Source organism: Streptomyces sp. NPDC044033, assembly GCF_056434425.1.
Window position 1 is genome coordinate 26,347 of the sequence record NZ_JBWKFF010000038.1, and the last position, 22,642, is coordinate 48,988.

At 68.4% G+C, this 22,642-nt stretch carries 26 protein-coding genes; 3 read left to right on the plus strand and 23 right to left on the minus strand.

All coding sequences use genetic code 11. The annotated features are described in order from the left end of the window. Positions 1 to 66: 66 nt before the first annotated feature. From AC07AB_RS38295 to AC07AB_RS38390, 20 genes are all read right to left on the minus strand, one after another. Entirely contained in the window at positions 67 to 606 is a 540-nt protein-coding gene (locus AC07AB_RS38295) for a hypothetical protein (RefSeq protein WP_478576844.1), read from the minus strand. Between the two features lie 14 nt (positions 607 to 620). Then, a complete protein-coding gene (locus tag AC07AB_RS38300) occupies positions 621 to 1,559 on the minus strand; it encodes a recombinase RecT (protein WP_478576846.1) in 939 nt (312 codons plus the stop codon). A 23-nt stretch (positions 1,560 to 1,582) separates the two neighbouring features. Further along, complete coding sequence (locus AC07AB_RS38305; RefSeq protein ID WP_478576849.1) at positions 1,583 to 1,924, minus strand: hypothetical protein; 342 nt, start codon at positions 1,922 to 1,924, stop codon at positions 1,583 to 1,585. A gap of 109 nt (positions 1,925 to 2,033) precedes the next feature. Then, on the minus strand, positions 2,034 to 2,237 hold the full coding sequence (locus tag AC07AB_RS38310) for a hypothetical protein (protein ID WP_478576851.1): 204 nt from the start codon (positions 2,235 to 2,237) through the stop codon (positions 2,034 to 2,036). Positions 2,238 to 2,326: 89 nt separating this feature from the next. Further along, positions 2,327 to 2,869: a hypothetical protein gene (locus AC07AB_RS38315; protein WP_478576854.1), complete on the minus strand. Its 543-nt coding sequence runs from the start codon at positions 2,867 to 2,869 to the stop codon at positions 2,327 to 2,329. Between the two features lie 172 nt (positions 2,870 to 3,041). After that, the gene (locus tag AC07AB_RS38320) at positions 3,042 to 3,200 is read right to left on the minus strand and encodes a hypothetical protein (RefSeq protein ID WP_478576857.1); all 159 of its coding nucleotides are present in this window, start codon (positions 3,198 to 3,200) and stop codon (positions 3,042 to 3,044) included. Between the two features lie 831 nt (positions 3,201 to 4,031). Next, on the minus strand, positions 4,032 to 4,277 hold the full coding sequence (locus tag AC07AB_RS38325; RefSeq protein WP_478576860.1) for a hypothetical protein: 246 nt from the start codon (positions 4,275 to 4,277) through the stop codon (positions 4,032 to 4,034). 30 nt (positions 4,278 to 4,307) lie between these two features. Then, positions 4,308 to 5,510 (minus strand): peptidoglycan-binding protein, encoded by a 1,203-nt coding sequence (locus AC07AB_RS38330; RefSeq protein WP_478576862.1) that lies wholly within the window; start codon positions 5,508 to 5,510, stop codon positions 4,308 to 4,310. A 144-nt stretch (positions 5,511 to 5,654) separates the two neighbouring features. After that, positions 5,655 to 6,098, minus strand: a complete 444-nt coding sequence (locus AC07AB_RS38335; RefSeq protein WP_478576865.1) for a hypothetical protein — start codon at positions 6,096 to 6,098, stop codon at positions 5,655 to 5,657. Next, the gene (locus AC07AB_RS38340; protein ID WP_478576868.1) at positions 6,099 to 7,214 is read right to left on the minus strand and encodes a hypothetical protein; all 1,116 of its coding nucleotides are present in this window, start codon (positions 7,212 to 7,214) and stop codon (positions 6,099 to 6,101) included. It lies immediately after the preceding gene. Beyond that, complete coding sequence (locus tag AC07AB_RS38345; RefSeq protein WP_478576870.1) at positions 7,214 to 8,143, minus strand: hypothetical protein; 930 nt, start codon at positions 8,141 to 8,143, stop codon at positions 7,214 to 7,216. Before AC07AB_RS38345 ends, AC07AB_RS38340 begins: the two co-directional genes overlap by 1 nt. 13 nt (positions 8,144 to 8,156) lie before the next feature. Next, entirely contained in the window at positions 8,157 to 9,116 is a 960-nt protein-coding gene (locus AC07AB_RS38350) for a phage tail family protein (protein ID WP_478576873.1), read from the minus strand. After that, positions 9,113 to 13,033 (minus strand): phage tail tape measure protein, encoded by a 3,921-nt coding sequence (locus AC07AB_RS38355; protein WP_478576876.1) that lies wholly within the window; start codon positions 13,031 to 13,033, stop codon positions 9,113 to 9,115. Before AC07AB_RS38355 ends, AC07AB_RS38350 begins: the two co-directional genes overlap by 4 nt. A gap of 350 nt (positions 13,034 to 13,383) precedes the next feature. After that, positions 13,384 to 13,791 (minus strand): TFIIB-type zinc ribbon-containing protein, encoded by a 408-nt coding sequence (locus AC07AB_RS38360; RefSeq protein WP_478576878.1) that lies wholly within the window; start codon positions 13,789 to 13,791, stop codon positions 13,384 to 13,386. Next, the gene (locus AC07AB_RS38365) at positions 13,746 to 14,228 is read right to left on the minus strand and encodes a hypothetical protein (protein WP_478576881.1); all 483 of its coding nucleotides are present in this window, start codon (positions 14,226 to 14,228) and stop codon (positions 13,746 to 13,748) included. Before AC07AB_RS38365 ends, AC07AB_RS38360 begins: the two co-directional genes overlap by 46 nt. An 80-nt stretch (positions 14,229 to 14,308) precedes the next feature. Further along, on the minus strand, positions 14,309 to 14,908 hold the full coding sequence (locus AC07AB_RS38370; RefSeq protein ID WP_478576884.1) for a phage tail tube protein: 600 nt from the start codon (positions 14,906 to 14,908) through the stop codon (positions 14,309 to 14,311). 119 nt (positions 14,909 to 15,027) lie between these two features. Next, a complete protein-coding gene (locus tag AC07AB_RS38375; RefSeq protein ID WP_478576886.1) occupies positions 15,028 to 15,483 on the minus strand; it encodes a hypothetical protein in 456 nt (151 codons plus the stop codon). Continuing rightward, complete coding sequence (locus tag AC07AB_RS38380; RefSeq protein ID WP_478576888.1) at positions 15,480 to 15,905, minus strand: HK97 gp10 family phage protein; 426 nt, start codon at positions 15,903 to 15,905, stop codon at positions 15,480 to 15,482. The genes AC07AB_RS38375 and AC07AB_RS38380 overlap by 4 nt, the downstream gene beginning before the upstream one ends. Continuing rightward, a complete protein-coding gene (locus tag AC07AB_RS38385) occupies positions 15,905 to 16,336 on the minus strand; it encodes a DUF6093 family protein (protein ID WP_478576890.1) in 432 nt (143 codons plus the stop codon). Before AC07AB_RS38385 ends, AC07AB_RS38380 begins: the two co-directional genes overlap by 1 nt. Beyond that, a complete protein-coding gene (locus AC07AB_RS38390; RefSeq protein WP_478576893.1) occupies positions 16,326 to 16,691 on the minus strand; it encodes a hypothetical protein in 366 nt (121 codons plus the stop codon). Before AC07AB_RS38390 ends, AC07AB_RS38385 begins: the two co-directional genes overlap by 11 nt. Before the next feature lie 63 nt (positions 16,692 to 16,754). On the opposite strand from AC07AB_RS38390, the gene AC07AB_RS38395 reads away from it, so the two are divergent. Then, entirely contained in the window at positions 16,755 to 17,387 is a 633-nt protein-coding gene (locus AC07AB_RS38395; RefSeq protein WP_478576896.1) for a hypothetical protein, read from the plus strand. On the opposite strand, the gene AC07AB_RS38400 is transcribed toward AC07AB_RS38395, so the two are convergent. Continuing rightward, complete coding sequence (locus tag AC07AB_RS38400; protein WP_478576898.1) at positions 17,388 to 18,677, minus strand: helix-turn-helix domain-containing protein; 1,290 nt, start codon at positions 18,675 to 18,677, stop codon at positions 17,388 to 17,390. A gap of 191 nt (positions 18,678 to 18,868) precedes the next feature. On the opposite strand from AC07AB_RS38400, the gene AC07AB_RS38405 reads away from it, so the two are divergent. Both AC07AB_RS38405 and AC07AB_RS38410 read left to right on the plus strand, forming a co-directional pair. Beyond that, positions 18,869 to 19,309, plus strand: coding sequence for a glycine-rich domain-containing protein (locus AC07AB_RS38405; protein WP_478576901.1), 441 nt, complete (start codon positions 18,869 to 18,871; stop codon positions 19,307 to 19,309). A 144-nt stretch (positions 19,310 to 19,453) separates the two neighbouring features. Then, positions 19,454 to 20,122 (plus strand): class I SAM-dependent methyltransferase, encoded by a 669-nt coding sequence (locus tag AC07AB_RS38410; RefSeq protein ID WP_478576903.1) that lies wholly within the window; start codon positions 19,454 to 19,456, stop codon positions 20,120 to 20,122. A gap of 123 nt (positions 20,123 to 20,245) precedes the next feature. On the opposite strand, the gene AC07AB_RS38415 is transcribed toward AC07AB_RS38410, so the two are convergent. Then, positions 20,246 to 21,145, minus strand: coding sequence for a phosphotransferase (locus AC07AB_RS38415; RefSeq protein ID WP_478576905.1), 900 nt, complete (start codon positions 21,143 to 21,145; stop codon positions 20,246 to 20,248). Between the two features lie 33 nt (positions 21,146 to 21,178). Beyond that, a complete protein-coding gene (locus AC07AB_RS38420) occupies positions 21,179 to 22,558 on the minus strand; it encodes an XRE family transcriptional regulator (RefSeq protein WP_478576908.1) in 1,380 nt (459 codons plus the stop codon). Positions 22,559 to 22,642 lie beyond the last annotated feature (84 nt).

Consider the following 22,642-nt stretch of genomic DNA (forward strand, 5'->3'; position numbering starts at 1 on the left):
GACACCGTGAAAATGGGCCGTCCGTCGGGGGCACCCCTCGGTGCCCCGACACCACGTTGGCTACGGTCAGTTATGCGCCTTCATCAGGAGTTCCAGCCCGTGCGGAACCCGGCCGGTCAGCTGCGGACCGTCCGGGTAGGCGTGGCGCTTGGTGATCATTGCGCCTCCATTGGGCTGGCGGGTGGCTGTCACCAGGTACTGCGTGCCGTTGACGTCGTGGACATTGAGGACGCGCTGTTCGGTGCGTCCTGGAATCTCCTTGTTGCTGGGCACTGAACCGCCTATCCGACCGCGCTGGATTGCTTCTGCCGCCTGGGGGCTGCTCTCCGGCGAGATGACGAACGCTTCGTACCGGAAGGCCACCGCTTCCACGTGCAGCGGAGGCAGGTCCAACTGGGCGGCCAGCTCGGCGTACATGATGAGGACAGCCGGGGCATCCATCACGCCCCACATCTCCTCAGGTACGGGCCATTCCATCCATTCCAGGTCGCCGCCGTCGTGCCTGTGCAGTACCAGAATCGCCGGGCGTTCGTCCCACTCGGTGCGGTCCCCGAGGCAGGACTCGCCCATAGCGAGAATCTCTTCTTGCATGCTGATGTGCGTCATGTGGCTTCTCCAGCTCAGGGTGCGTCGGAACGGGAGGTGGCGGACTCGGCCGTGTGCGATTCGGCGGCTTGCGAGGGCTTCTTCTGCGGCGCTCGCCTACGAGGCGACTTGGGCTTCCCCTCAGCTGGCGCGCTCTCCTCTGGCGCTGCCTTCACCGGTTTCTTCGGAGACGGCTTCGCCTCCTGCCGCGGCGCTGCTTCCGGCTCATCCGTTTCCAACCCGGCAGCGGCCCGCAGGCGCTGCGCGGCATCGTCTGCCTCCCCTGCGACGACCTCTGCGTCCGCCTGAGCCATCTCCTCCTCGGCGTATACGCCGGACAGGTCCTGGGGGGCCGCCATTCTCAGTGCACCGGCCTCGGCGCACTTGCGCAGCATGTGCGCCGGCATCGTGCGCCACATCTTCGCAACGACGTACTGGCTCGTCTTGGCGTCCCAGTACGTCGGGGCGAATTCGCCCCATCGTGCGATGAAGGGAAATCGGCTGGTCCCCCGTAGAACGGTGATCTTCACTGCGGCGGGGGGACCAGGTGCCAGCCAGACCTCGTGAGCCCGCCCATCGCCGTCGTAGTACCCAGCGTCCTCGTAAGAGATGCGCTCTCCGGTCCGCTCCGCCGCGCGGTGGGCGATGGTGCGGAACCCGTCGATTCCGGTCTGGATGGTCCACTTGATCGGGTTCTCGTCGCTGTCGTTGCCGTAGTTCTTCCTCCCGATCATGTAAATCTGCCGGGCAAACGGGTCCAGGCCAGCGCGTACGCAGTAATGGAAGAAGACAGCCAGTTGCGGACGCGGGGCGTGTTCGAGGCCGGGGTTGATCAGAGCCAGGGCGCTGACCTGCTTCCGGTCGAACTCGCTTTGGTCCGCGCGCAGGACGACCGCGCTCGGCGTGGCCTCCAGCGGTGGAGGTGGTGCAGTCGAAGGGGACAGGCCCTCTTCGGCCTCGGTGGTTTCTTTCACGGTCTTTCTCCAAGAGGTTCATCTCAATCCGCGCGCAGGGCGCGGACCTCGAAGGTTCTGATCCACTCCGGGCGGCGCTCGATAAGCAACCGGACATACCTGGAGCGGAAGTTGTTGTTGAGGTGGAACTCGTCGCCGTTGGTGTCCTGGACGTAGCGCCAGCGCAGCACCTCGAAGAGCATCCCGATGCCTACGCGTCGAGCGCCTCGGGCGATGTATTCGGCGGTCAGCCGTTCCAACGCGTCGAGCACCCAGGGGTTGAGCTGATGGAACTCTGCGAACCGCTGCTGGATCGTCGCTGCGGAGCCGGTCTCGGGCTGTCGCACGGTCAGGATGACCAGTCCCGGAATCTCTTCCTGGATCACTGCCGCACCCTCCCCACAGGTGACCGCTTGAAGGAATGTCACCTATCTTGACGGCTCGACAGCGGATCATCAACCCCTTGACAGGGGGCGCGACTTCACACCTCCGCGATCAGGCCGGGCCCGCCTCGGCCACATCCTCCGCGCGCGCCTCGCTCTCCTGGACAACGCGGGACACGTCCGCGACCATCCGGGCCGCAATGTTGGAGTTGGGGTTCTTCATCGCATAGCGCGACAGGGCCAACTCGACGATCAGGACTTCCGCCCACCGCATGACGACGACCTCGTCACCGGCGGGCGTTTCCACAAACTGCACGATTACCTCCTTATGCGAATACGGCCACCCCGAAGGGTATTACATATATCTTATTCGCATAATGGTTCTATGTACAGTATCTACGCAGGTCAGAGGCCCTTCTTGTCGTGACGCCCCCGCGTAAGGACCTTCGATCCGGGACCGTCGTACGTGCCGTCACGGAGAGCGGCAACCACCGACTCGTCCACCTCCCACGGCAAGCTGCGGGCACTCTCGCGGAGCACGGGCACTGCGTCGATCACGGTATCCAGCAGCCACAGCCGCGAGCCGGACAGCAGCCAGTCGCTGTCGACGAAGCGACCCGAGGCGATGGCCGTGGCGAGGTTGCCCTGCGCCGGCAGATGAAAGAGCTGGATGATCTCGTGCTGGCCCACGATCGGCGGTAGTCCCTCACCGAGGTCGGCCGCCCGGCCTTCCCCCTGCTCGGCGATGAGCCGATCCATCACGCGCCGGTGCACCTGCTTGAACCGCGGGGTGGTCGTGCCGTAGCGCGCCGCGAAGCCCAGTGGCCAGTACCGCACGCCTGAGACCACGATGGCGGTGACCGGGTCCAGCGCGCCCCTGCTCAGCCACTGGCCGACCATCTGCGGCTCCACCCCGTACAGGGCAGCGAACTCCTGGTGCCCGACCATGTATGGCTTTATTGCCGCCATCGCTTCGCCCTCCGCCATGTCGTCTCGCGCGTGCCGACGGAAGAATAGCCGCACAGAGCTCGCACACCCGGCGTAGGGCGCTGCTATCGTGACAGAAGGTCTTCCAAGAGGCCCGGGGGCCCCGCCTATGCAGCGGGGCCCCCTCTTGCACTCAGCGTCGGATGTGCACCTTCACGTGGACGGTGCCGCCGAACCCAGCCGACCCACCTGCAAGCGCAACCGCCGCAGCAAATGCCGAATGCTCCGTCACTGCCAGGATCACCGACGTTACGGCGAGCAGCAAAGCCGAGGCGGAATGGATCCAGCTCATACGCCGTGAACTACACCTTCGCCCTCTTCGGCAAGCCGCCATCAAATCGGCCACCCTTCCAGTGTTACAGGAACAAAGGCGAGGGCCTTGAAGCTCTTGCGGTCCGCGTCCTCGTAGAGGCTTAGAGCAGAATTGACATCGGCAGGATCCCTCGGATACTCCCAGCTCCGCGCAGGAGGCTGCTCGCCAGGCTCTAGGCGGCGTTGCATGTAGTACGCAGCCTCAACAGCTACTGCTGCAGGGCTCGGTACCATGTCGCGGCCACCGAGTGGCCGATGACGGAACTTGCCGGCTCGCCAGTCATGCAGTGCCCAGCCACAGTGCGACCGCCACTGGATTTTCCAATTTGGACTATCTGGGCGAAAGTTAGTGATGTGCCAATATACTCCCCTTTGACACTCTCCCATCCCGACAAAAGCAGACCAGAGGCCCTCCGCCCACAGCGCCTGCACAGTTCGGTAGATATAACCGGACTGCCTGGGGTCTCCTTTACCGAGACGGATTTCGCGATACGGAACATTCCGCACACGCTCTATTTGCGTCCACAATCTCAAAGCAGGCTGGTATTCCAAATCTCTGGAATTCATCAGCCTCCGGATCGCTATTTTGCGATCTTGGTGCCGAACCACCAATACCCCTGTCCCGACGGTCTCCCCACACTTCCGTCTGCACGACGCTCATCGGCTCGTGCAATCCACTAGGGACCTTCGGGCAAGCTGAACCATCGCGGCGTGGGCGCGACGACTGCTCCAGGGGGCGCTGCTCCCATTGCGGATAGCATAGCAACCTGCTTCGCCCTACGGGTAGTTGATGCTTCGGCTGGGCTCCCAGTCAGCGGTGCACCGTCTCGAATACGGCGAACACCACGGACGTTACGCTGGCCAGCACAGCGAGCGTGGGCAGCGGCCACCGCCCCTTCTCCAACGCCGTCACCCTCTCCTCCAACTCCTCGACCGCCTTATCGATCTGATCGGACCGCTGGACGAGCAGCGCGAGCTGCCCGTCGATTCTCGCGAAGCCGACTTCCAGGGTGTTGCGGAGTTCAGCGAGCGCCAGGGCCACCTCACCTTCCGGCATGGTTCCCCTCCCTTCTCCGGTCGTGGCCCATCAGCGGGGCGGGGTGGCCGGGTCTCGCTTGGTCGGAAGCCACGAGGCCGTACCCGACCGGCCCAGGATGGTGCCCAAGGCGGACTTGAGGGCGGAGAGGCCAGCGGGGAGAGCTGAGACCGCGGCCGCCTGGAGCGACGACAAGGACACCAGGTCGGTGGTGCCGGAGGCGAGCAGGAGTCCGAAGAAGGACTGGGCGTACGTGGCGACGGTGCGTTCGGCGACGTCGGCGAGGGCCTGGGGCATGGTGTCGGGCTTCTTCTTCTCGTTGTCGGGATTCCCGGGTACGGTGCCGCCGGCGCCGGCTGGGACATGGAGCTTGGCCCAGCTGGTCTTGCCGGGGAGGCCGTCGGCATCGGCGCCGTGGTAGCCGCACTTGATCTGCCAGGCGGCGTAGGAGCGGCGGTGTGCCTCGTTCCAGACCGGGCCCGGCGGCCCGCCGTAGGAATCACAGCCCTCTGCGATCAGTCGCTTGCCCATCGCCTCGATCACCGGGGACGACCGGGCCGCGCGAAAGAAGTCCGGTCCCGGGTACGCGGCGTACCGCGGCTCGGGTTTGGGCCCCGGCTTCGGTTTGGGCTTCGGTTTGGGCTTCGGCTTCGGCTTGCCACCGCCCTTGAGGTGGGCTGCTACCCGTGCCCGGAAGGCGTCCATGTCAATGCCACCGGGGTCCGGCTTGCCCGGCTGCCACTCCTTGTGGCCGATGACGCTGTGCTCATTCCATCCATGGGCATGGCACAGCGCGGCTGCGGCCCGAACCATCGCGTCGAGCTGGGCCGAAGGCCAGGGCTGGCTTCCGGTGTTGATGCACTCGAATCCGTAGAAGCGGCTGTTGCCATCGGTGTCGGCTTCGTTGTCGCGCGGCAGGTGGTCCTTTTCGGCGATGACCGCGTTCAGGACGTCGCTGTCGCCCATACCGGCGTGGTTGGCCCGTCCGTAGCCGACCAGGTGGATCGTTCCGGACCGATCGATGACACCGTGGCACAGGGGCCCCGGAAGACCCTGATAACCAACGCGGCACAGATCCACCATGTCGGCTTCGGATGAGTACGGGCCCGTATGGTGGATCATGACCCCGTTCATGGGGCCCCAACTGCCGTGGCCGCAGCGGTTGTGGGTGCGCCACGTCCCGTGCTCAACGACTCCGAGCCCCGCGGCCTTCAGCGTGGACAAGAACTTGTCCACGCTCAGCGGCGTTGCCATGACTTTGCCCTTCTCCCCTGCGCCGCAATGGCATTCGGCCGAGCCCGTCTCGGGCCGGTCCCTCGGGGATTGGGCTCGGGCGGAGGGTCGCCCGGTTCGTCATGGTACCCAGCCAGGTACACCAAGGGGGATGGCGAGAGGCGGCTACGCCTCGCCGTCGTCCCGATCAATGCGGCACGAGGCGCTGTCCAGACTGAGCCAGGTGGCCTTCGCACTGCCGCCGTCCTGGACCCTCAGTGTCGCCCGGCCCTCGGGGTCGACATCAAGGTGGAGTTCACGGCGACCGGCGTCGGAGGTTACCGGAATCGTGCGGGGCACGGCGGGCCGGCAGCCGTCCGGCAGCAGGGCGACGACCGCCCCGTCCACCGCCCGTCCGCCTCTCAGACCGATCCGGCCGCTGAACTCGACCGTTTCCCACAGGTTGGCGCGCACCTGCGGTGGCTGCGCGGAGTCCGGCACCGTGGTGTCGCCGGTCAGCGGCAGGTCGCGCCATGGCGGGTACGGCGCGCGGCGGGCCCGCTCCACGGCGGCCACCCGCCGCTCCAACCGGGCTAGGCGGCGCGCGAGCGCGGCAATCGTGTCCGGCATCTACTGCTCCTCGCCCTCGCCGCCGTCGTCGTCACCGGACTCCTCCGGTTTGACCGTGCGTTCCAGCTTCAGCGTCACGCGTTCGGGGGTCTCACCATCACCGGGCCGCACGGTCCAGCCGATGATGCGGTTCCATCCGTCGTACGCGGTATGCGGCTCGTGCAACCGGATACGCGCGTCGTCTCCGATGCGCAGTGCCTCGACCGGTGCTGCCGGGTGGTCGACGATCTCCAGCTCGGTGAGCGTCGGCAGGATCTGCCGGGCGAGACGCTCGCGCCGGGCGCGCTGCTTGAGCTTGGTCTCACTCTTCTCACTGGTCTCCAGCCGGCTCTCCAAGCGCAGCCGCCCGTTGCGTACGCCCTCGATGACGACCTTGCGTTTCTTGCCCTCTCCTGCGCCGAGGCCGACCACCCACTGGGCGTAGGCGTCAGCGTCCTTGACCATGTGCGGGGTGCCGATCACGTTGGCGCCGGTGGTGAACGTCAGGTCCTCGCGCCGCCGGCCGAGTCGGGGAGCGCCGAGGATGATGCGCCGCTCGGCGCGGTGCCCGCGCCAGGCGACGGTCTCGGACCATTCCAGGCCGTCGTCGGTCTCGGCCATCTCGTCCACGATCTCGCCGAGGTTACGGGCCTCCCACTTGTGCGTGGCGTACGGGTCCTTCGCCGTACCGATCGTCGCCTTCGACTTCGTGTCGTCCACGACGACCTCCAGGTGGCCGTCCGGCTGGGCCTGCGCGTACGCCCATACATCGCGGATCACCTGGCAGGGGTCGGCCTCGATGTACGGACCGCGCCCACCCAGATTCTCGTGGAGATCAAAGCGGCGATGCAGGTAGCTGGTGAACCCGCTCGCTTCGATGGGAAGTTTCGTGCCCTCCGGCTCGGTCCGCCAGACCAGCCCGCCCCACAGGAGGTTCGAGTTCCGCTCGACGAGGAGCACAGCGTTCCCCGCGTCGAGCATGTCGCTGAACCCGTGGCCGAAGCTCGGGCTCAGCGTGCCGTGAAACGAGCCGGGACCGGACTTCTCCGGCCCGAACTCGACCTCGCTGAGCGGCAGGTTCCAGTGCAGGATCTCGCCGGTGGCAGCCCGGGCGACGATGTAGCGGTAGTCGGGCATCACAGTGCGCCTTCCGTGAACTCCAGCTCGGCGACGACCGTGGTCCCCTTGGCCACGGACAGATCGCCGTCGCCGTACTTGTCGATCTGATCGATCTGTACGGACAGGTGCTGGCGGGTGCCGCGGTACTCGGCCGGGACGGCGAGTGCGTCGGCGAGCACGACGGTCGTGCGGCGGGTGGTGGTGCCGTCATCGTCCACCACGGTCGGCTTCGCGGTGCGCTCACCGAAGCGGGTGCGAAGCTGGGCGTAGATGCTGCCGGCCTCGGCCCTCAGGCCCGTCACGGTGAGCACGATGGTCGCGTGCGTCGCCCAGGTCGGGACGGCCACGTCCCACGCGGCTTCCTCCGGCCACGCGATCCAGCGGCCGTGCTTCTCGGGCAGTTTCTTGGTCTCGTCCGGGTGCGCGATGCGCAGCGTGCGCTCGGTGCGCGGATTGGCGACCTGCCGCAGGTCGTTGATCATGTCGGCAGTGACCGTCGCGGTGGCGCGCGGAAGGGTGAGGCGGGCGAGCGGGATACCGGTCATGCCGTGCGGCACGTCGGTCTCGTCCTGAGCCACGCCCTGCACCAGGTGGAAGTAGCCGACGTCCTCGCGGCAAGGGTCTCGGTCGCCCTCGAACTCGGGATCTTCTACGCGCAGGATCAGTAGGTCCGTACGGGCGGTCGGGCCGGTGGCCGGGACATCGACGGTGGCGTCACCGATGTTGCTCTGGGTGTAGGCGCCCTGCCAGGGCCGGGCTCCGTGGATCAGCGCCGAGCCGTCGCCGACGCGTACGCCCGGCCCCGGGGTCTCCAGCGGACGGACCTTGAGGTCCTCGGCCTCGGCGACGCCCGGCCGGCCGCGGGCCAGGTCACGGATCATCAGGCGCATCGCGCGGGCAGGGTGTCTTCCGCCGTTCACCATCATCGGGGGCTGGACGAGGGTCACTGCTGATCTCCATTCACAGGGCCGTATACGCCGAGCGCCACGACACTTCGAGTCGGGCGGTGCCGGTCGGGTCGTCGGCGCCCCAGCCGATCTCCGACCGGCCCCGCGGGATGGCGAACTGGTCGAGTCGGGACGTCGGGGGCAGGTCGTTGGCGACGTTGATCACGCCGTTGCGCAGGGCCCAGCAGGAGCGGGGCCGGGTCTCCACCTCCACCCACTCACCGGCACGCAGAGACAGGCCCAGTTCGAGTGCACGGCCGGTGACCGTGTTCCAGATGCGGGGGTCGGTGCACGGGCCGTGGATGCGCAGGCTCGGCCACGCGGGGGCGTTGCCTGCGTTGGTGACCCAGCCGGGGCGATCAGCCGGGCCGGTCTTCTCGCACATGTCCGCCTCGCCCGCGCTCAGCATGCCCTCGACGCCCTGCTCGGCCGCCATGTTCTGTTCGTGCTGTCGGTGAGCTGCCTGGTCAAGGCTGAGGACGAGGTGGGAAAGGGTGTCGGCGTGCCAGCGCGGGTCCAAGGCGGCGAACTCGATGTCCAGCGGTATCCACCCGGCGGCCGCGGTCGCCGTGCTCGTGGCCTCCATGCGGCGCAGCCTCCCGTGCAGCCGACGGACGCCGTGGCCGGGCCAGCGGCCACGAAGAACAGCTTGCCCCTCAGGGCGGGTGCGCGCAGCCGGGTCATCGAGGGCCAGCTCCAGCCGGGCCAAGAGGTCAGCCGCCGCGGCCGGATCGCCAGGGGTCTTGATGCCGGCTTCCATCCGGACCGTACGAGGCCCGTAGAAGTCCTGGCCCGGGAAGGTGCCGTCACCAGTTGGGTTGTCGGTGTCCTGGGCCCGAATGCCGGGGGCGCCCAGCCCCTCGATGTCGCCGACCGGCACCTTCGTGCCGGTGCCGAGGACGACGCCGCCGAGCTCAAATTGCCACGGGGCGAGTGGGATCGGTGTGGCCTGCTGCTTGGGTGGTGTACTCATCCGACTCTCCCGCCGCGTTGGGCGTTGCGCAGGTTGCGCATCATCTCGGTGCCGATCTGCTCGGGGGTCGCGGACGTGTCGCTGACGGTGACCGGCATGGTGCCGATGAGGGGCTGCTGCTCGCGTACGACCACGACCTGGACCCGCCCGCCGGCGCGTCCGTCGACCACGCGCGGGCGGGCACCGTTGGTGCCGGTGCGCACGTCGAAGCGGCGCACGACATCGGCCATGACGGCCGCGCTCCGCGCCTGTTTGAAGGAGTTGGCCATCGCCGAGCCGTACGCGCGGCTGGCCCGCCCGGTAGTGCCTCCGTCGGCGAACCACTGCACCTCGCCGCCGAAGCGGCCGACGACGTCTTCCACGACGGCCTTGCTCCGGGCGCGTTTGGAGGAGGCCAGGGGCACGTACGCCTCGCCTTGTGTCTCCGGCTCCCCCCACACGCGCAAGTCCCCGGACGGCGCGATCTGCGCGACATGCTGTTCCCGGGGGCGGACGCCACCGTCGGCGTAGTAGTCGACCACGGCGCCCTGGGCGTGCTTGGCGGCCTGCTTGCGCATGGTCTCGGCCTGGCGCTGCACGGCCTTCGCGGCGTCGTCGTTCGATTTGCTGAGCGCGTCGAAAACGGTGACGTGCCGGGTGGTGACCGTCACCGACTTGCCGCGCAGCGCGTCGATCCGCCGCTGGATCGCGTCGGCCGCCTTGCGCGGACCTCCGGTGGGGACAAGGACTCTGACGTTCTTGGAGCCAGGGACCTTCTTGATGCGGAAGCCGAGGCTTTCGAGTTCCTTGCGGGCCTTGGCCGTGGGGGCGGATACCGTCACCGACTTCCCGCCAGGCGTCGCTCGGATCTTGCTCTGGACGGCCGCGAGGCCCTTGATCGCGGCGGCGGTGCTCGCGGAGACCCGCACAGTCTTGCCGTTCGGGGTCCGGCCGAGCTTGGTGATCAGCCCATCCAAGTTCTTCCGTGCGGCGGCCGTCGGTGCTGTGATCTTGATCTGTCGGGTACCCGGAACCGTTTTGACGGTGAACCCGAGCGAACGGAGCTTCTTCTGTGCGCCGTCGCTCAGCGAGTCGACCTTGATCGTCTTGGCCTTCGGCAGTCGGTGGAACTCGGCCTGAACAGCGACCAAGTTGGCCAGGGTGCTGTCCATGCCCTTGGTCTGGAGCAGCAGCGAGACCTTCGAGGGCAGCAGGCCCAGGCTGTCCGCTACGCCCTGGGCCTGCGTCTTGGTCAGCCCGTAGCCTCGGGCCGCCCTGATGGCCTCCCCGCGCGCCCGGCTCATCTCGCCACGTGCCTTCGCCAGCGCCTTGGGCAGTGCTTCTCCATTGCGCTGCGCCAAGTCGTAGGTGGCGACGGAGGCGTCGGCCGCCGCGTCGGACAGTGACGTGAGCTGGGTGTAGAGCTGCTGGCCGTTCCTCGTGCCGGTGTTGATCGTCTTGTCCTGGTTGACGAGCTGCTTGCCGCCGTAGCCCTGCGCCCGGTTGACGTTCTTTCCGCCCTCCTTCAGGTCCAGGACGGCGCTGTTCACCTTCGCCTTCGCGGCCTGGAGGGAGATCTGGCCACCCGAGAGCAGGTCGAGCGCGCTCTTGAGAGAGCGGGTGCGGGTGTCGGCGTCGCCGGTCTTGTCTGCCAGGCCGCCGACCGCGCTCTTGAGCCGGTCGTACGCCGAGGTACCGTCACCGGCGCCTTGGGTGGCCTTGGCCAGCTCCTTGGCGTTCTTCACCGACTCGGCCATCTCGCCCTTGACGCTGCCCAAGGCGTCGGCGGCGTCCTTATACCGCTGGCCAACGGGCGAGTAGTCCAGAACCGACGCTTTGCCGCCCGCCAAGTCCTTGTATTCCTTGTGGTTCTCGGCCGTCGCTTGGAGCTTCTTCTGCAGCGCGTCCAGAGAGGTGCCCTGTCCGAGGTAGGCGTCGGTCAGGGTGGACACCGGTACCCCGGCCTTGTCCATGACCTTGGTCAGCTGGCCCTGCGAGACCTTGGTGTCCAGCAGCGCCTGCGCGGCCTGCCCGCGTACATCACCGTTGATCTGGCCGTGCGACTCCCGCAGTGCCGAGGTGAGTGAGGAGATGCGCTGCTGGTGCTCGGCGGCGGCCTGCGCAGCCCGCTGCTGGCGGGCGGCAAGTAGACCCAGGCCGACGGAGACTCCGGCCATGGCGATACCGAAAGGGCCGCCGAGCGCGTTGGAAATGCCCCCAAGGGCCGAACGCAGGCCGGTCCCGGCGGCGCGGGAGACGCCGTTGAGCGTTCCCGCGAACGTCACGCCCGCCCCGTTGGCGCTGCGGAACGCACTGGTCATGTTGCCGAGGAACCCCACCCGGGCCTGTACCGCGGCCCACGCCGCGCCGTACCGGGAGATCGTCATGCCCGAGGCGGCGGCGAGGCTCTGCTGCACCCGCATCTGCTGCGCGAAGTTCTGAAATCCCGAGCGCACGGGGCCGGCAACCGTATTGGCGAGGCGGGTCAGGCCGGGCTGCGCCCTGCGGAACAGCAGCATCGCCAGGGCCGCCGACTGAACGGGCGCAGGGAGCGCACCGAAGGAGCTGACCAAGCCACCCACTACGTGCCCGATCGGGGACAGAACCGCGGACAAGCCGCTCACCGCATCCATCGCCGCGTTCGCAACCGTTGCGATGATGTCGAGCGTCCCTGCCGCGGCACCCCCGCCCTTCCCCAGCCCCGAGAGCGCGGAGACGACGGGCTCGGCCCCGTCGGCCGCGTTATGCAGCACCTCACCCAGCGTGCGGCCGGCATTGATCAGCAGATTCAGGCCCGTGGCGAGGGTGTGCTCGCCCAACGCCTTCAAAGGCCCCAACAGCCCCTTCGCTTCGTCGATTAGGCCCCCGAGCCCGGCACCCGCTTTCGCCTTCAGCTCCGGCCCGTACAGCACGGCCAGGTTGCGGCCGTACTCCAACGCAGTCGTCAGATACGGGGTGGCCCCCGCCATGCCCCGTGTGAGCAACCGGGTGACGTACTCAAGGCCAGGCGCCATCCCGTTGTAGAGCGCCAGCCCTGTCTGCTTCGCCTGGGTGCGCAGCTGCGTCTCCGCGCCGGTTAGCCCCTGCGCGCGCGATTCCGTGAGGGAGGCGGCGGCCCCCGTCCGGTTCACCGCTGCCGACAGGGCGTCGAAGCTCTCGACGCCCTGATGGGCCAACGCCGTCGCGCCACTCATTCCGGCCCGGCCGAACGCCTTGGTGACGTTCTCGGAGAAGCCCTTCTGCGTCATGTTCTGTTCGGCCTTCGTCAGGCCATCGATAACCACGCGCAGGCCCCGGAATTTGCCCTGCGCGTCCCAGGCATCGATCCCGAGATTCTTCAGTGCCCCCCGCCGCTGCGGAGTCGGTGCCGACAGGCTCGCGAAGATTCCTCTGATCGATGTGCCTGCCGTCTGTCCCAGCAGCCCGGACTTGCCAAGCATGCCGACCGCGGCGGCGGTGTCCTGGAGAGAGACGCCAAGGGAGTTGGCAACCGGGCCGGCGTACCGCATCGAGTAGTAGATGTCGGTGATCGACCCGGAGGCATTGTTCGCAGTGGCGGCCAGGACGTCCGACGCCTTCGCCGCCTGATCAGCACTGAGACCGTACTGATCCATGATGTCGCCCAGATACCGAGCCGACGTGGCGGCATCGACGTCGGCGGCCGAGGCGAGCCGGAGCGAGGCGCGTACGGCGTCAATGGACTGATCCGCCCGGAAGCCCGCCTTCGACAGATCCACCATGCCCTCGGCAGCATCAGCCGCGGTCGCGCCAGGCAGCCGCAGGTCGTTGCCGAGCTGCTGCGCCGCCACCGCAGCACGCTTCATCTGTCCGGCGTCGGCACCGTTCACCGCCCGGAACTGGTTCATCTGCTTCTGGTAGCGGTTGCCCTCCTGGATCATGTCGCCCGCGCCCAGCAACAGGCCGCCACCGGCGACCATGCTGGTGGCGGAGAGTCCGCGCCGGCCCGCTCCAGCCGTGGCGCGTTGGAGCCGGGACATGGAGCGGGCGCCGTCATCCCCGGCCGCCCGCAGACCTGCACGAGCTGCTCCGGCGCGCGCCGCGACGCGGTTCAGATCGCGCACGACGGCCCGAGTGGAACGGTTCATCGCCGTGAACTGGCTCGCGAGTCGGGCACCGTTGGCGTCGAGCCGGGCGAGGGAGCGGTCGGCGGCGGCGGTGCGGTCGGCCATGGTCCGCAGTTGCCCCGAGGCAGCGCGCGTTCCCGCGATGAGGTCGCGGACCTCGGCGCGCATCGCCACAGTCAGGGTGAACCCGGACCCGGCCATCGTTACGTGCTCCTTTCCTGCGTCGTGCTGGTCGGGTCGGGGCTGGCACGGGGCAGGAGCTGGACCTTGACCCCGTAGCCGGACCGGTCGGCGGGGACGTGGTCGCGTTCCTGCTCGATCAGTTCACAGCCTGGGCAGCGGAGGGTGTCGGTGACGTAGGCGTGCGGGTCACCGCCGCGTTTGCGGTCCCACTCCGCCAGCCGGGTGTGGCACTCCGGGCAGACCGTGCGCTGCCACTCCGCCCAGGCCAGTGCCTTGGCGCGATCGAGCGCCGTCCACCGGCCGTCGCCGCCGAGCAGCCGCGAATGCGGGATGCGGTACTGCTCGCATACCTCTAGCTCGGCGCGCAGGTCCGCGTCACGGCTCAGCCTTTTCCCAGGTCGACCCGGCTCTCCTGCTGCACGTGCCAAGCTGCTTCCCAGAGGAGATTGGCGTCCGGCGCCGACCAGTTCGACAACAGCACAGCGGCCTCGTCCTGGCTCATCCCGTCGGCCGACGCCGCCGAGATCAGCGCCGCGGGGAAGCTGTCGGGGTTGAACGCCGCGCCTTCCTCGGCCTGCTCGTCCGTCGGCGGATGCTCGGTGATCAGGTCCTCCAGCACCGGGCGCGGCAGTGCCAGGAAGGTCAGGAAGTCGGAGGCGTCGTCCACGGCCGCGCGGGCGGCCTGGCTGGCCGCTTCCGCGTCGGCGGCGCGCCGGGCTGCCGGTTCGTCGTCGGGTGAGGCTTCGGCGACGAACCGGGCCCGCTCCGCCGCCCGCTCGGCCTCGTCGGCCGTCTTGCGCAGCTGCTGGTCGTCACAGATACGCAGCTCGTTGCGGGGGCGGGCGCGGTGCCGCAGGCGTTCCATCTTGGCTGCCCACGCCCCTTCCGCCGACGGAGCGGACGCGCCTTCGGCAGATGCGGGACCCGGTGCGGGGCGGGCCACCGTCAGTCCTCACCGTGCTCGTGGACGGTGGCAGCGGTCGCGCTGACGACGGTGAGGTCGACACGATCGTCGTCGCAGTCATCAGTCGGCGTCGGGAGGGTGTGGTACGCCTCGGGGACCACGGCGTCCAGGGTCGGTTCGTCAACGACGGTGAAGTCGGCCTTGAACTTGGCGGCTTCGTTGCCGGTCGAATACGTCGCGGCGCGGGTGGCGACCTGCACCGGGAAGAGGTCCATCGACCGGGAGCCGGGGATGTCTCCCTTTCGCAGCAGCGCGATCCAGCCCTTGGCCCCCTTGTGCAGCCGTTGCTCGATCGCGTCGGAGTGCTGGTCCTCGTAGAACGTGAGGCTGGACTTCTCGGCCTTGTCATTGCCCGGGATCGAGCTGTTGAAGGTCGAGCCCATGTCAGGGGTTTCGATCGGATCGTTCTCCAGCGCCCAGCCCTCGATGTCGCTGACCGAGTCGGTCAGGTCGACGCGGTTGGGGCCACTGATCTCCGGACGGGTCGGCCACTTCGGGTCGGTGATCGTCTTGAGCCAGTAGATCTTGGAGATGCCGCGCCGGAGAAATCGGGTCTGGGCGGCAGGCTTCTTCGGGGACACAGGTCCGCTCCCACTTCTGGGGCAGCGTCCCGTGCCGAGGCCCTGCCCCTTGAACTCCAGGGGGTTCGCCTGGCCTTGGGCCTGGCGTCCGCGCGGACCTCCGCGGTGAGGACAATCAGTTACGCGGCGGAAGACACGGTGATCGTGAACCGCTGCACGTAGGAAACGATACCGCCTGCTGCCGACACGGACGGCTCGCCACCGCTGTCATGCTCCAGCTCCCGATCGATGACTCGGGCTTCAGGAACATGCAAGGCGTAGGCCCAGCGGTCGCCGCTGCGCCCCACCACGCCGTGGCGCACACGGTCGGCGAGCCACTGCACTTGGTCGTCGCGCTGACCCACCGACGTCACCTGGTAGGTCCACGCCGCGTCGGCGTGCCAGTCCCACAGCGGCGGGCCGCTGAACGTGGCGGGCAGGCTGTCGAGGATCGCGTACGGGACCGGTGCCGGCCGCCACTCCCCCGCGCTCTCATCCAGCACGAGAGGCAGCTCACCGATTCCGCACGGTCGGCCGGTCGCCCGCGCCACCAGCGCGGCCAGGGCCCGCGTCACCGGCAGACGCCGGGCTGTCACGGCAGGACCCCGTCCGCCAAGGCCCGGACGAATCCGGGCTGCGTCTGCTTCCACGCGGGCTCGACATGCGGATAGGGAGGCTGTCGGTAGTGGCGGCCGAGCGCGTCAACCCCGACGAAGCCGTACTCCAACCGCCTGGCCTGCGGCGCGTCGGAATACACCTCCGCCGTCACCTGACCTCCGCCGCCGCTCACCCGCACATCCCACGACGCACGGTACTGACCGGTGATGACCTGCGGTCCCGGCCGTCCCGAGGCGTTTCGCTGGATACGGACGCGCAGCAGCATCGCATGGTGGCGGGTGATCGTACGGGTGCGGGCCCGAGCAGCCGGGCCGAGCCGGGCCAGCGCGGCCGCCAGCGCCAGCGGGTCACGGAATGCCGCCGCCTCGGGGTGGGCGTTCGGGTGTGTGTTGGCGGGCATCAGTCGATCACCTGTACTCGCACGATGCGCACCACGCTGTAGGTGCCGACAGCGGTGTCCGAGACGCGGAAGCGGCGGCCGACGAGCTGCGGGTCGCGGGGCCCGCCGCGTCGTACCGATCCGGCGACACGGATCACGTCGTCCGGACGTAGCTGCGGGGCCTCCACCGGCAGTACGGCCTGGTAGTCCGTGCTCGGCGGCGTTGGGGCGATGGCCCCGTCCAGGGGCGTGGTGATCGCGGGGCGGCCGAGCGGCAGCAGTGCGCCGAGCCCGTCCCAGAGCAGGGCTTCGTCCGGCACCGGCGCCACCAGCTCGCCCGTCGCCTCGTCCAGCACGTCGTCGGTGCGCCCCGCGCTGTCGCGCCACGCCTCCAGCTTGTCGTCCAGAACGCGTTCGACCACCCGGCGCGCGCCGTCGAGGTCAAGCGCCACTGGCCCACTCCCCCAGCTGGGCCAGCATCGCCCGCGTCAGCGCGTGCGGGCCGCAATCGAGGTCCAGGCGCGCCAGGGCGGCCGCCTCCAGTTCCACCGGGTCGATCGCCGCCAGGAACAGCGCCGCCGCCGGGCCCGGGTCCGGCGGCCCCGCGACACAGACCCGCGCCGCACCGGCCCACTCCACCGCACTGTGCCCCGCGGCCAGGTGCACCAGCACCTGCGGCAGCTCACCCGCAGCCTGGTCGATGCAGTAGGCGGCGACCTGCTCTCCAACCGAGCGTCCGTCGATCTCAATTGAGGTGCGTTCTCCCTGCGCGGAGATTCGCACCTCCTGCACTCCCTTGATGTCCATCCCATCGACCCTAGGACTGGTGACGGACAGCACCACGGTGAGCCGGTGCGGCACAGTCGTTCCATGACGACGCCCTACATCGAGGTCGGTGCCGCAGAGGGAGCCTGGACACGCACGCTGCGGCTGCCCGCCGCGGCCCCGGCCGAGCAAGTCCAGCACTCCCTCACCACCCTGGCACGTACGTGGCCGGTGGCGGCCTTCCTGCCGGGCGAGGCCGACGACTTGGTGGACGAGGTGATGCTGTACCGGGACCCGAGCCGCACGTACGGCACACCGGACACGTCGGCGTGCGACGCCGCCGTACGCCGGCTGATCGCGACCACCGGGTGGACTCCGACCGCCGGGTGCGCGTCCGACGGTGTGCTCATCGGCCTCGGCCTGCGGGAGGGATACGGCATCGGTGCACCGGAGCATTCGCCCGGAGAAGTCGCCGACCGCCTTCGCGCCGCCAGCGCCACGGGATGGCGCTGCCGCACGGCCCGGCTCGTGTCCGCCCGGCTCGTCGACGACGCCGTCCGCTGGTACGCGGAGGACGGCGTCGTCGTGCACGCGGAGGCCCGGCTGCTGCCCGCCGTCGAGGCCGCCGCCCTCCACTGCGCCCAGCACCGGTACGTCGTTACCCACCCGCCCCACCAGCGGACATACGTATTCCAGCAGCGCACCCCCGAGGGTTTGCCGGGCCGAGCGGGACGTTGATCAGACTGCGGTCGCTGCGGTGGCGGCGGCCAGTTCACGTACCCCTGGTACGCGGGGGTGCCGGGAGCGCAGGTCGGTGACGATGTTTCGGATCGACGGGCGGTCGCGGACCTCTCCCGGAGAGACGCGCAGGGCCAGCAGTAGCTCGGTGGCGGTCTGCTCGGCCTTGCCCCACTGCCACCAGGCGCGCGCGAGGTCGGTGTGCATGCGTCCCTTGCGTTCGTGGGTAGCGAACTGGTCCTCGTGCAGGGTGCGGCCGGCGTTCAGGGCGGCTCCGGCGTCGCCGAGTGCCCAGCGGACGCTGACCTGGTAGAGCGTGGCCTGTGCCGGGGTGAACGGGAGGAGGCGGCCTGCGGGCGCCTGGTCGGGGAGGCGGCGGGCGGCTCGGGCGGCTTCGCCGAGCAGGGAGAGGGCCTGGCCACGGTCGCCGGAGCGGGCTGCTGTGTAGGCGGTGGTGCACAGGATCTGGGCGTAGGCCGAGGTCTGGGCGCCGGTCTTGAGTCCAGTGGCCTCGGTTCGGGTCGCGGCGTTCAGGATGAGGTCCTGGGCTGCGTCGGGCTGGTCCTGGTGGCGCAGGACGATGCTCATCGAGCGCGCGGCGGCCACGGTCGCGAGCGGGGAGCCGGAGAGGTCCGCGGTGATGGTGGCGCGGTCGGCGGCGCGTCGGGCCCGGTCGTATTCGCCGATCTTGAGGAGGACTTCGGCCGAGAGGCGGTAGCACGACGAGAGGCGGGCCAGCGCGATCTCGTCGCGCGAGCGCGCGGCGTCATGGGCGTCGCCGAGGAGGCCGGGCAGCTCGGCGAGGAGGCGGGCGTGCTGCCCGGTGTCGAAGAGCCGACGGGCAGTGGCCAGGCGCGTGCCGACCGCGGTGGTCGATCCGGTGCGGTCGGGCACACTCGCGAGTGCGGTGTCCACGCCGGTGAGGAGCGTGATGGGGGTTGCGAGGCCGGCGGCGGCGAGCAGGGTGCGGCGGCGCATGGGGTCCTCCTCGGCACAGCGTTCTTGCGCCGCAACTGTAGTGGCTGGGAGGGTGCCGAACCCGAGCGACGCGGCCAGGACATGCATCGGCATGCCCACCCGGTCGGCGGCGTGCCGTAGGAGGGTCAGGTCGGCGTGTCTGCCGTGGCGTTCCAGCCGGGAAACCGCCGAGGCGGAGCAGCCGATGCGGGTGCCGAGCTCTGCCTGTGTCCAGCCGCGGTCCTCCCGGCCCAGGCGGATCAGGCCCCCGGGGTCGTGGCGGGCGACGAGGGCGCGGGCCCGGTCGGTGCTCCACAGCGCGTCCGTGCTCATCTGGCCTCCGCACGCCGACAGCCGGGCAGTCTACCCACGGTAGTAGACCCTTGACGCCGTGTACACGGCGTGTGCGGGACCTGCAAATGGTGTGCGCGCAGCGGCAGTTGACCACTGCCGGACGGCCGCGCGCGGTGTGGTGGAAGCGTGGCCCCGCACCCGGCGTCAGGCCCCGACAACCGGAGGACAGCATGGCGACAGCAGTCGAGACCCGCGTCCGTGACCCACGGGACTACGTGCAGCCCGAGGTCTGGGACCGCGAGATCCAGCTCCTCATGCGCGACCACCCCTTCGACGAGGTGATGGCCGAGCGCCTGTTCGGTGCGGCCGTCTCCTACCTGATCACCGCGATCGAGACGTGGGGCCAGGGCCTGGAGCTGTGCTGCGGGCGACTGGTGGACATGGCCGTCCACGTCTTCATCCTGGACACCCGCAACTACCGCGAGTGGTGCGCGGAGCACTTCGACGGCCGGTTCCTGGAACACATCCCCGAGATCGCGTTCAAATACGACGGCTCGGTGGAGCGCACCGCACGGGTCATCGCCGACCACGGCTTCGCGGTGGACCGGAAGCTGTGGGAACGGGACTACACCGCCTGCGGCCCGTGCCGCCCAGGCGCGAACTGCCACTGACCGCCCGCGCTGAGGCCCGGCAGCATCTCCCTGCTGCCGGGCCTCAGCGCGCCGCAGGTCCTCCATCGGGTGAAGTGACGTCAACTGCCGGTATCAGCACGGGGCGTGCGGGTACGGTGTGGCGCATCCGCCCCGAGGAGTGCCATGTCCCACACCGCGACCACCTTGCCCGAGTACTGGGATACCTACCGTCCGCACCAGGGAGACGGCGAGCAGCCGGCCCCGACCGCTGATGCCTTCGGGTGGACCCAGTACGACGGCCACGGACCCGGCGCGGAACTTCTTGGCAGCCCGCGTACGGCGCTGGAGCTGGGCTCCGCCGAGGGCAAGGAGGCCGCCTACCTCGCGCGGCGCGGCACCGAGGTGACGGCGCTGGACTTCTCCACCGCACAGACCGCTCGTGCCTGCCGGTGGTGGCAGGACACCCCCGGGCTGACGTTCGTGGAAGCCGAGGCGTGCAAGCACCTGGCCACCACCGCGACAGCCTACGACGCCATCTTCTCGATCTGGGGCGCCGTCTGGTTCACCGACCCGGACAAACTCGTCCCCCTGATCGCCCAACGCCTCAACCCCGGCGGCGTCTTCGCCTTCTCCCAGGCCGAGCCGATCGAGGGGCACTACGGCCCCCAGCCGATGTACGGCAACGGCCTCGCCGGCCGCAAACTCGTCCTCCTACGCTGGTCCTACTCACCTGAGTGGTGGACCGACCTCCTCAAGCGCCAGGGCTTCACCGACATCGACACCCAGATCCTTTCCGCGCCCGACCCACAGGACGTCGGCACGCTCATGGTGCACGCCCGCCTCCCCGAGTGACGCCCTCCAGCTAGCCGACGCCTTCCGCTCCCCCGAATCTCTCGCTTGCATAAACCCTTTCACCGCATCCCGAAGGCCATCGCCGCGCGGCAACACAGACGCCTTGGGCACCCTTCACAGCAGCTAGAGGATGCGCCACGGCAGTTCGACGTCCTCCCACTGGAGACCATTGATACGCCGTTCAACCTCTTCCAGGCTTCCTGGGTTGTGCATCGCCTTCCTCGCGTTGGTGGTAATCATCCGCAGTTCGCGAATGTCGCGGAGAGTTCGGAAGCCGGGCCAGCAAGAGACGTCGAACCCGTACGTGTCGGCAAACTCCTGGTAGTGCGAGCGGCCGTAGCCGAAGCGCCGACAGTGGACCTCGATCGTGACGAGATCCCATTCGGGTTGCCCCATCGCAGCCGTGTCCCAGTCGCACAGGACGGCAGTCTCTCCGTCGTGAAGGGCGTTGCGATGTTGCGGGTCCCCCTGGATCACCGACTCAGGCAGTGGGAATTCGACTTCGGCCAGTTCCTCTGCGAGCCGGTCTACTCGCTCCGTAAGGAACTGGTTCATGGCTGTGGACAGTGAGGTGATGGAGGCGATGGAAGCCCGGATGGCTGCGATGTTGTCATGATGCGGCAGTTGGACCGGTGGAGCGGCAAGGGTATGCAGGATGCACAGGGGCTTCGCGATTTGCGAGGCCGCGACAGCACGGTCGGGCTGCGGGAGGTAGGTCCAGAAGCTGACTGAGTGGCCGGTGACGCCGACCGGCTGCCGAACGGGGTGCAAGGGCACGGTGGGGAACCCGCACTCCATGAGCCACCGGACGAAATCCACAGTTCGCTGCACAGCCTCTGGCTTCGTACCACGGCGTGCGACCTTCACCACCACCGGCGAAGTGCTCAGCTGGACGACAGCATTCGTGTGGCCACGCAAGAGCCGCGCCCCCATGGCGTCGAGCCCCACAGCTGTGCATGCACTGTCGAGAATGTACTGGAGTTCGTCTTCTTCAAAGCCGCCGTGCAAAGGTACGAGTGTCATGAGGTCAAGGCTGACGGACGAGCGGCAAGGCTGTCACTTCACGCCCCGGGGTAGCTCCAAGAGTTCGTGGAGTTCCCTCGCGGCAGCGGTCCTGCTATTCATGCCAGGCAGTTCCTCGATCACCCGTCGCGCCCGAGCCCCGATGATCGGAGTGCGGTGATCTTCAGGGACTCGCAAGTAGGTCGCCGCGGCAAGTTGGCACGCCTCGGTTGCGCTACGGTCATGCACGAGGCAGATGGCAGCTTCAAGGTGGAGAAGCGCGGGGTCGATGCCTGTGCGCGTCGGGTAGAGGGCAAGTGCCGCTTCTTGCACTCTTCGCGCCTGGGAGCTCCGGCCCATGGCGGTATAGGCGCCGCTGAGGTAGAGCAGGAACCGGCGTTCCGGGAAGGCGAAGGCGTCACCATCCGGTCCGGCCGGTAGCTGATCGAAGACTGTCTGAGCGTCTCGGATGCGCTCTTCAGCTCCGTCTATGTTGCCTTGCTGGGCCAGAGCTCGTGCTTCAGCCACCGCTGCGAATACGAATGTTGGCGAGGGGCGCCGGCCTCGCAGCATTATGCGAGCTTCGCGCGCCAACGAGACGGCAGCATCCAAAGGGCCGTAGTAGTACGGCAGCATCGCTGCTTGCACTCGTACTCGTGCTCGCAGCCCGATGTTGCCGCTCTCGTCGGAGGCGTGCCTGGCTGTGCTGTACCAAGCCCGTGAGCGGCGTAGATCCCCCATCTTCATCAACGCGTCGGCGATGAGCGTGGCTAGGACAGCAGTCATCTCCGCCAGTCTCACCAGGGCTGAAGCCGGTTGACGCTCCTGCGCGAGATTCTCAATTTCCTCAAGATCGAGGAGCAACTGCTTCAGCATCATGGCGGGTGCAGTGTAGACGTACTCCTGCCGGACCAAGAGCAGTCGTTCCTCAAGGAGATCCATCTGCCCTGAACTGACACTGCCCGCCGCTAGGCTGCGGTCCACGGAGCGACGAACTGTGTCAACTCGGTCGATAAGATAGGAATCTTCCGGCTCGACCTCATACAACGCGGATGGGCTGGGAGCTACAGAAACCACGGAGCCAGGGCCACCAGCGGCACCGAGCCCCAGCCCGTACGGATTGCTGTCGTAGAACTGGCACAACAGGTCCATTGTCAACGAGCGGGGGGCCCTCTCTCCCGTTTCCCACAACCTCAGTTGATCATCCGAAGCCCGCGGCCTGCGTGGTGCCTGCCCTTGACCAAGCTGCCGCAGTTCCTGCCCCGCCTCAGCCAGAGTCAGGCCACGGGCCATGCGATGAGCACGGAGCTTGCTGACCTGGCAGCACCCGTAGATCGCGTCAGCAATCTGCGTTTGAGTCCATCCAGCTTCTGCCCCTTTGGCGCGGATTCGACGAGCACAGGAAGGCTTGTGGGCTTCCTTGTTGTTGGGCATCGGAGTACCTCCATGGACCGATGATGCTCCTCCGACGGCCCTCCTCAACTCGACACTGTGTAACTTTCCGACGCTTTCCGTCGG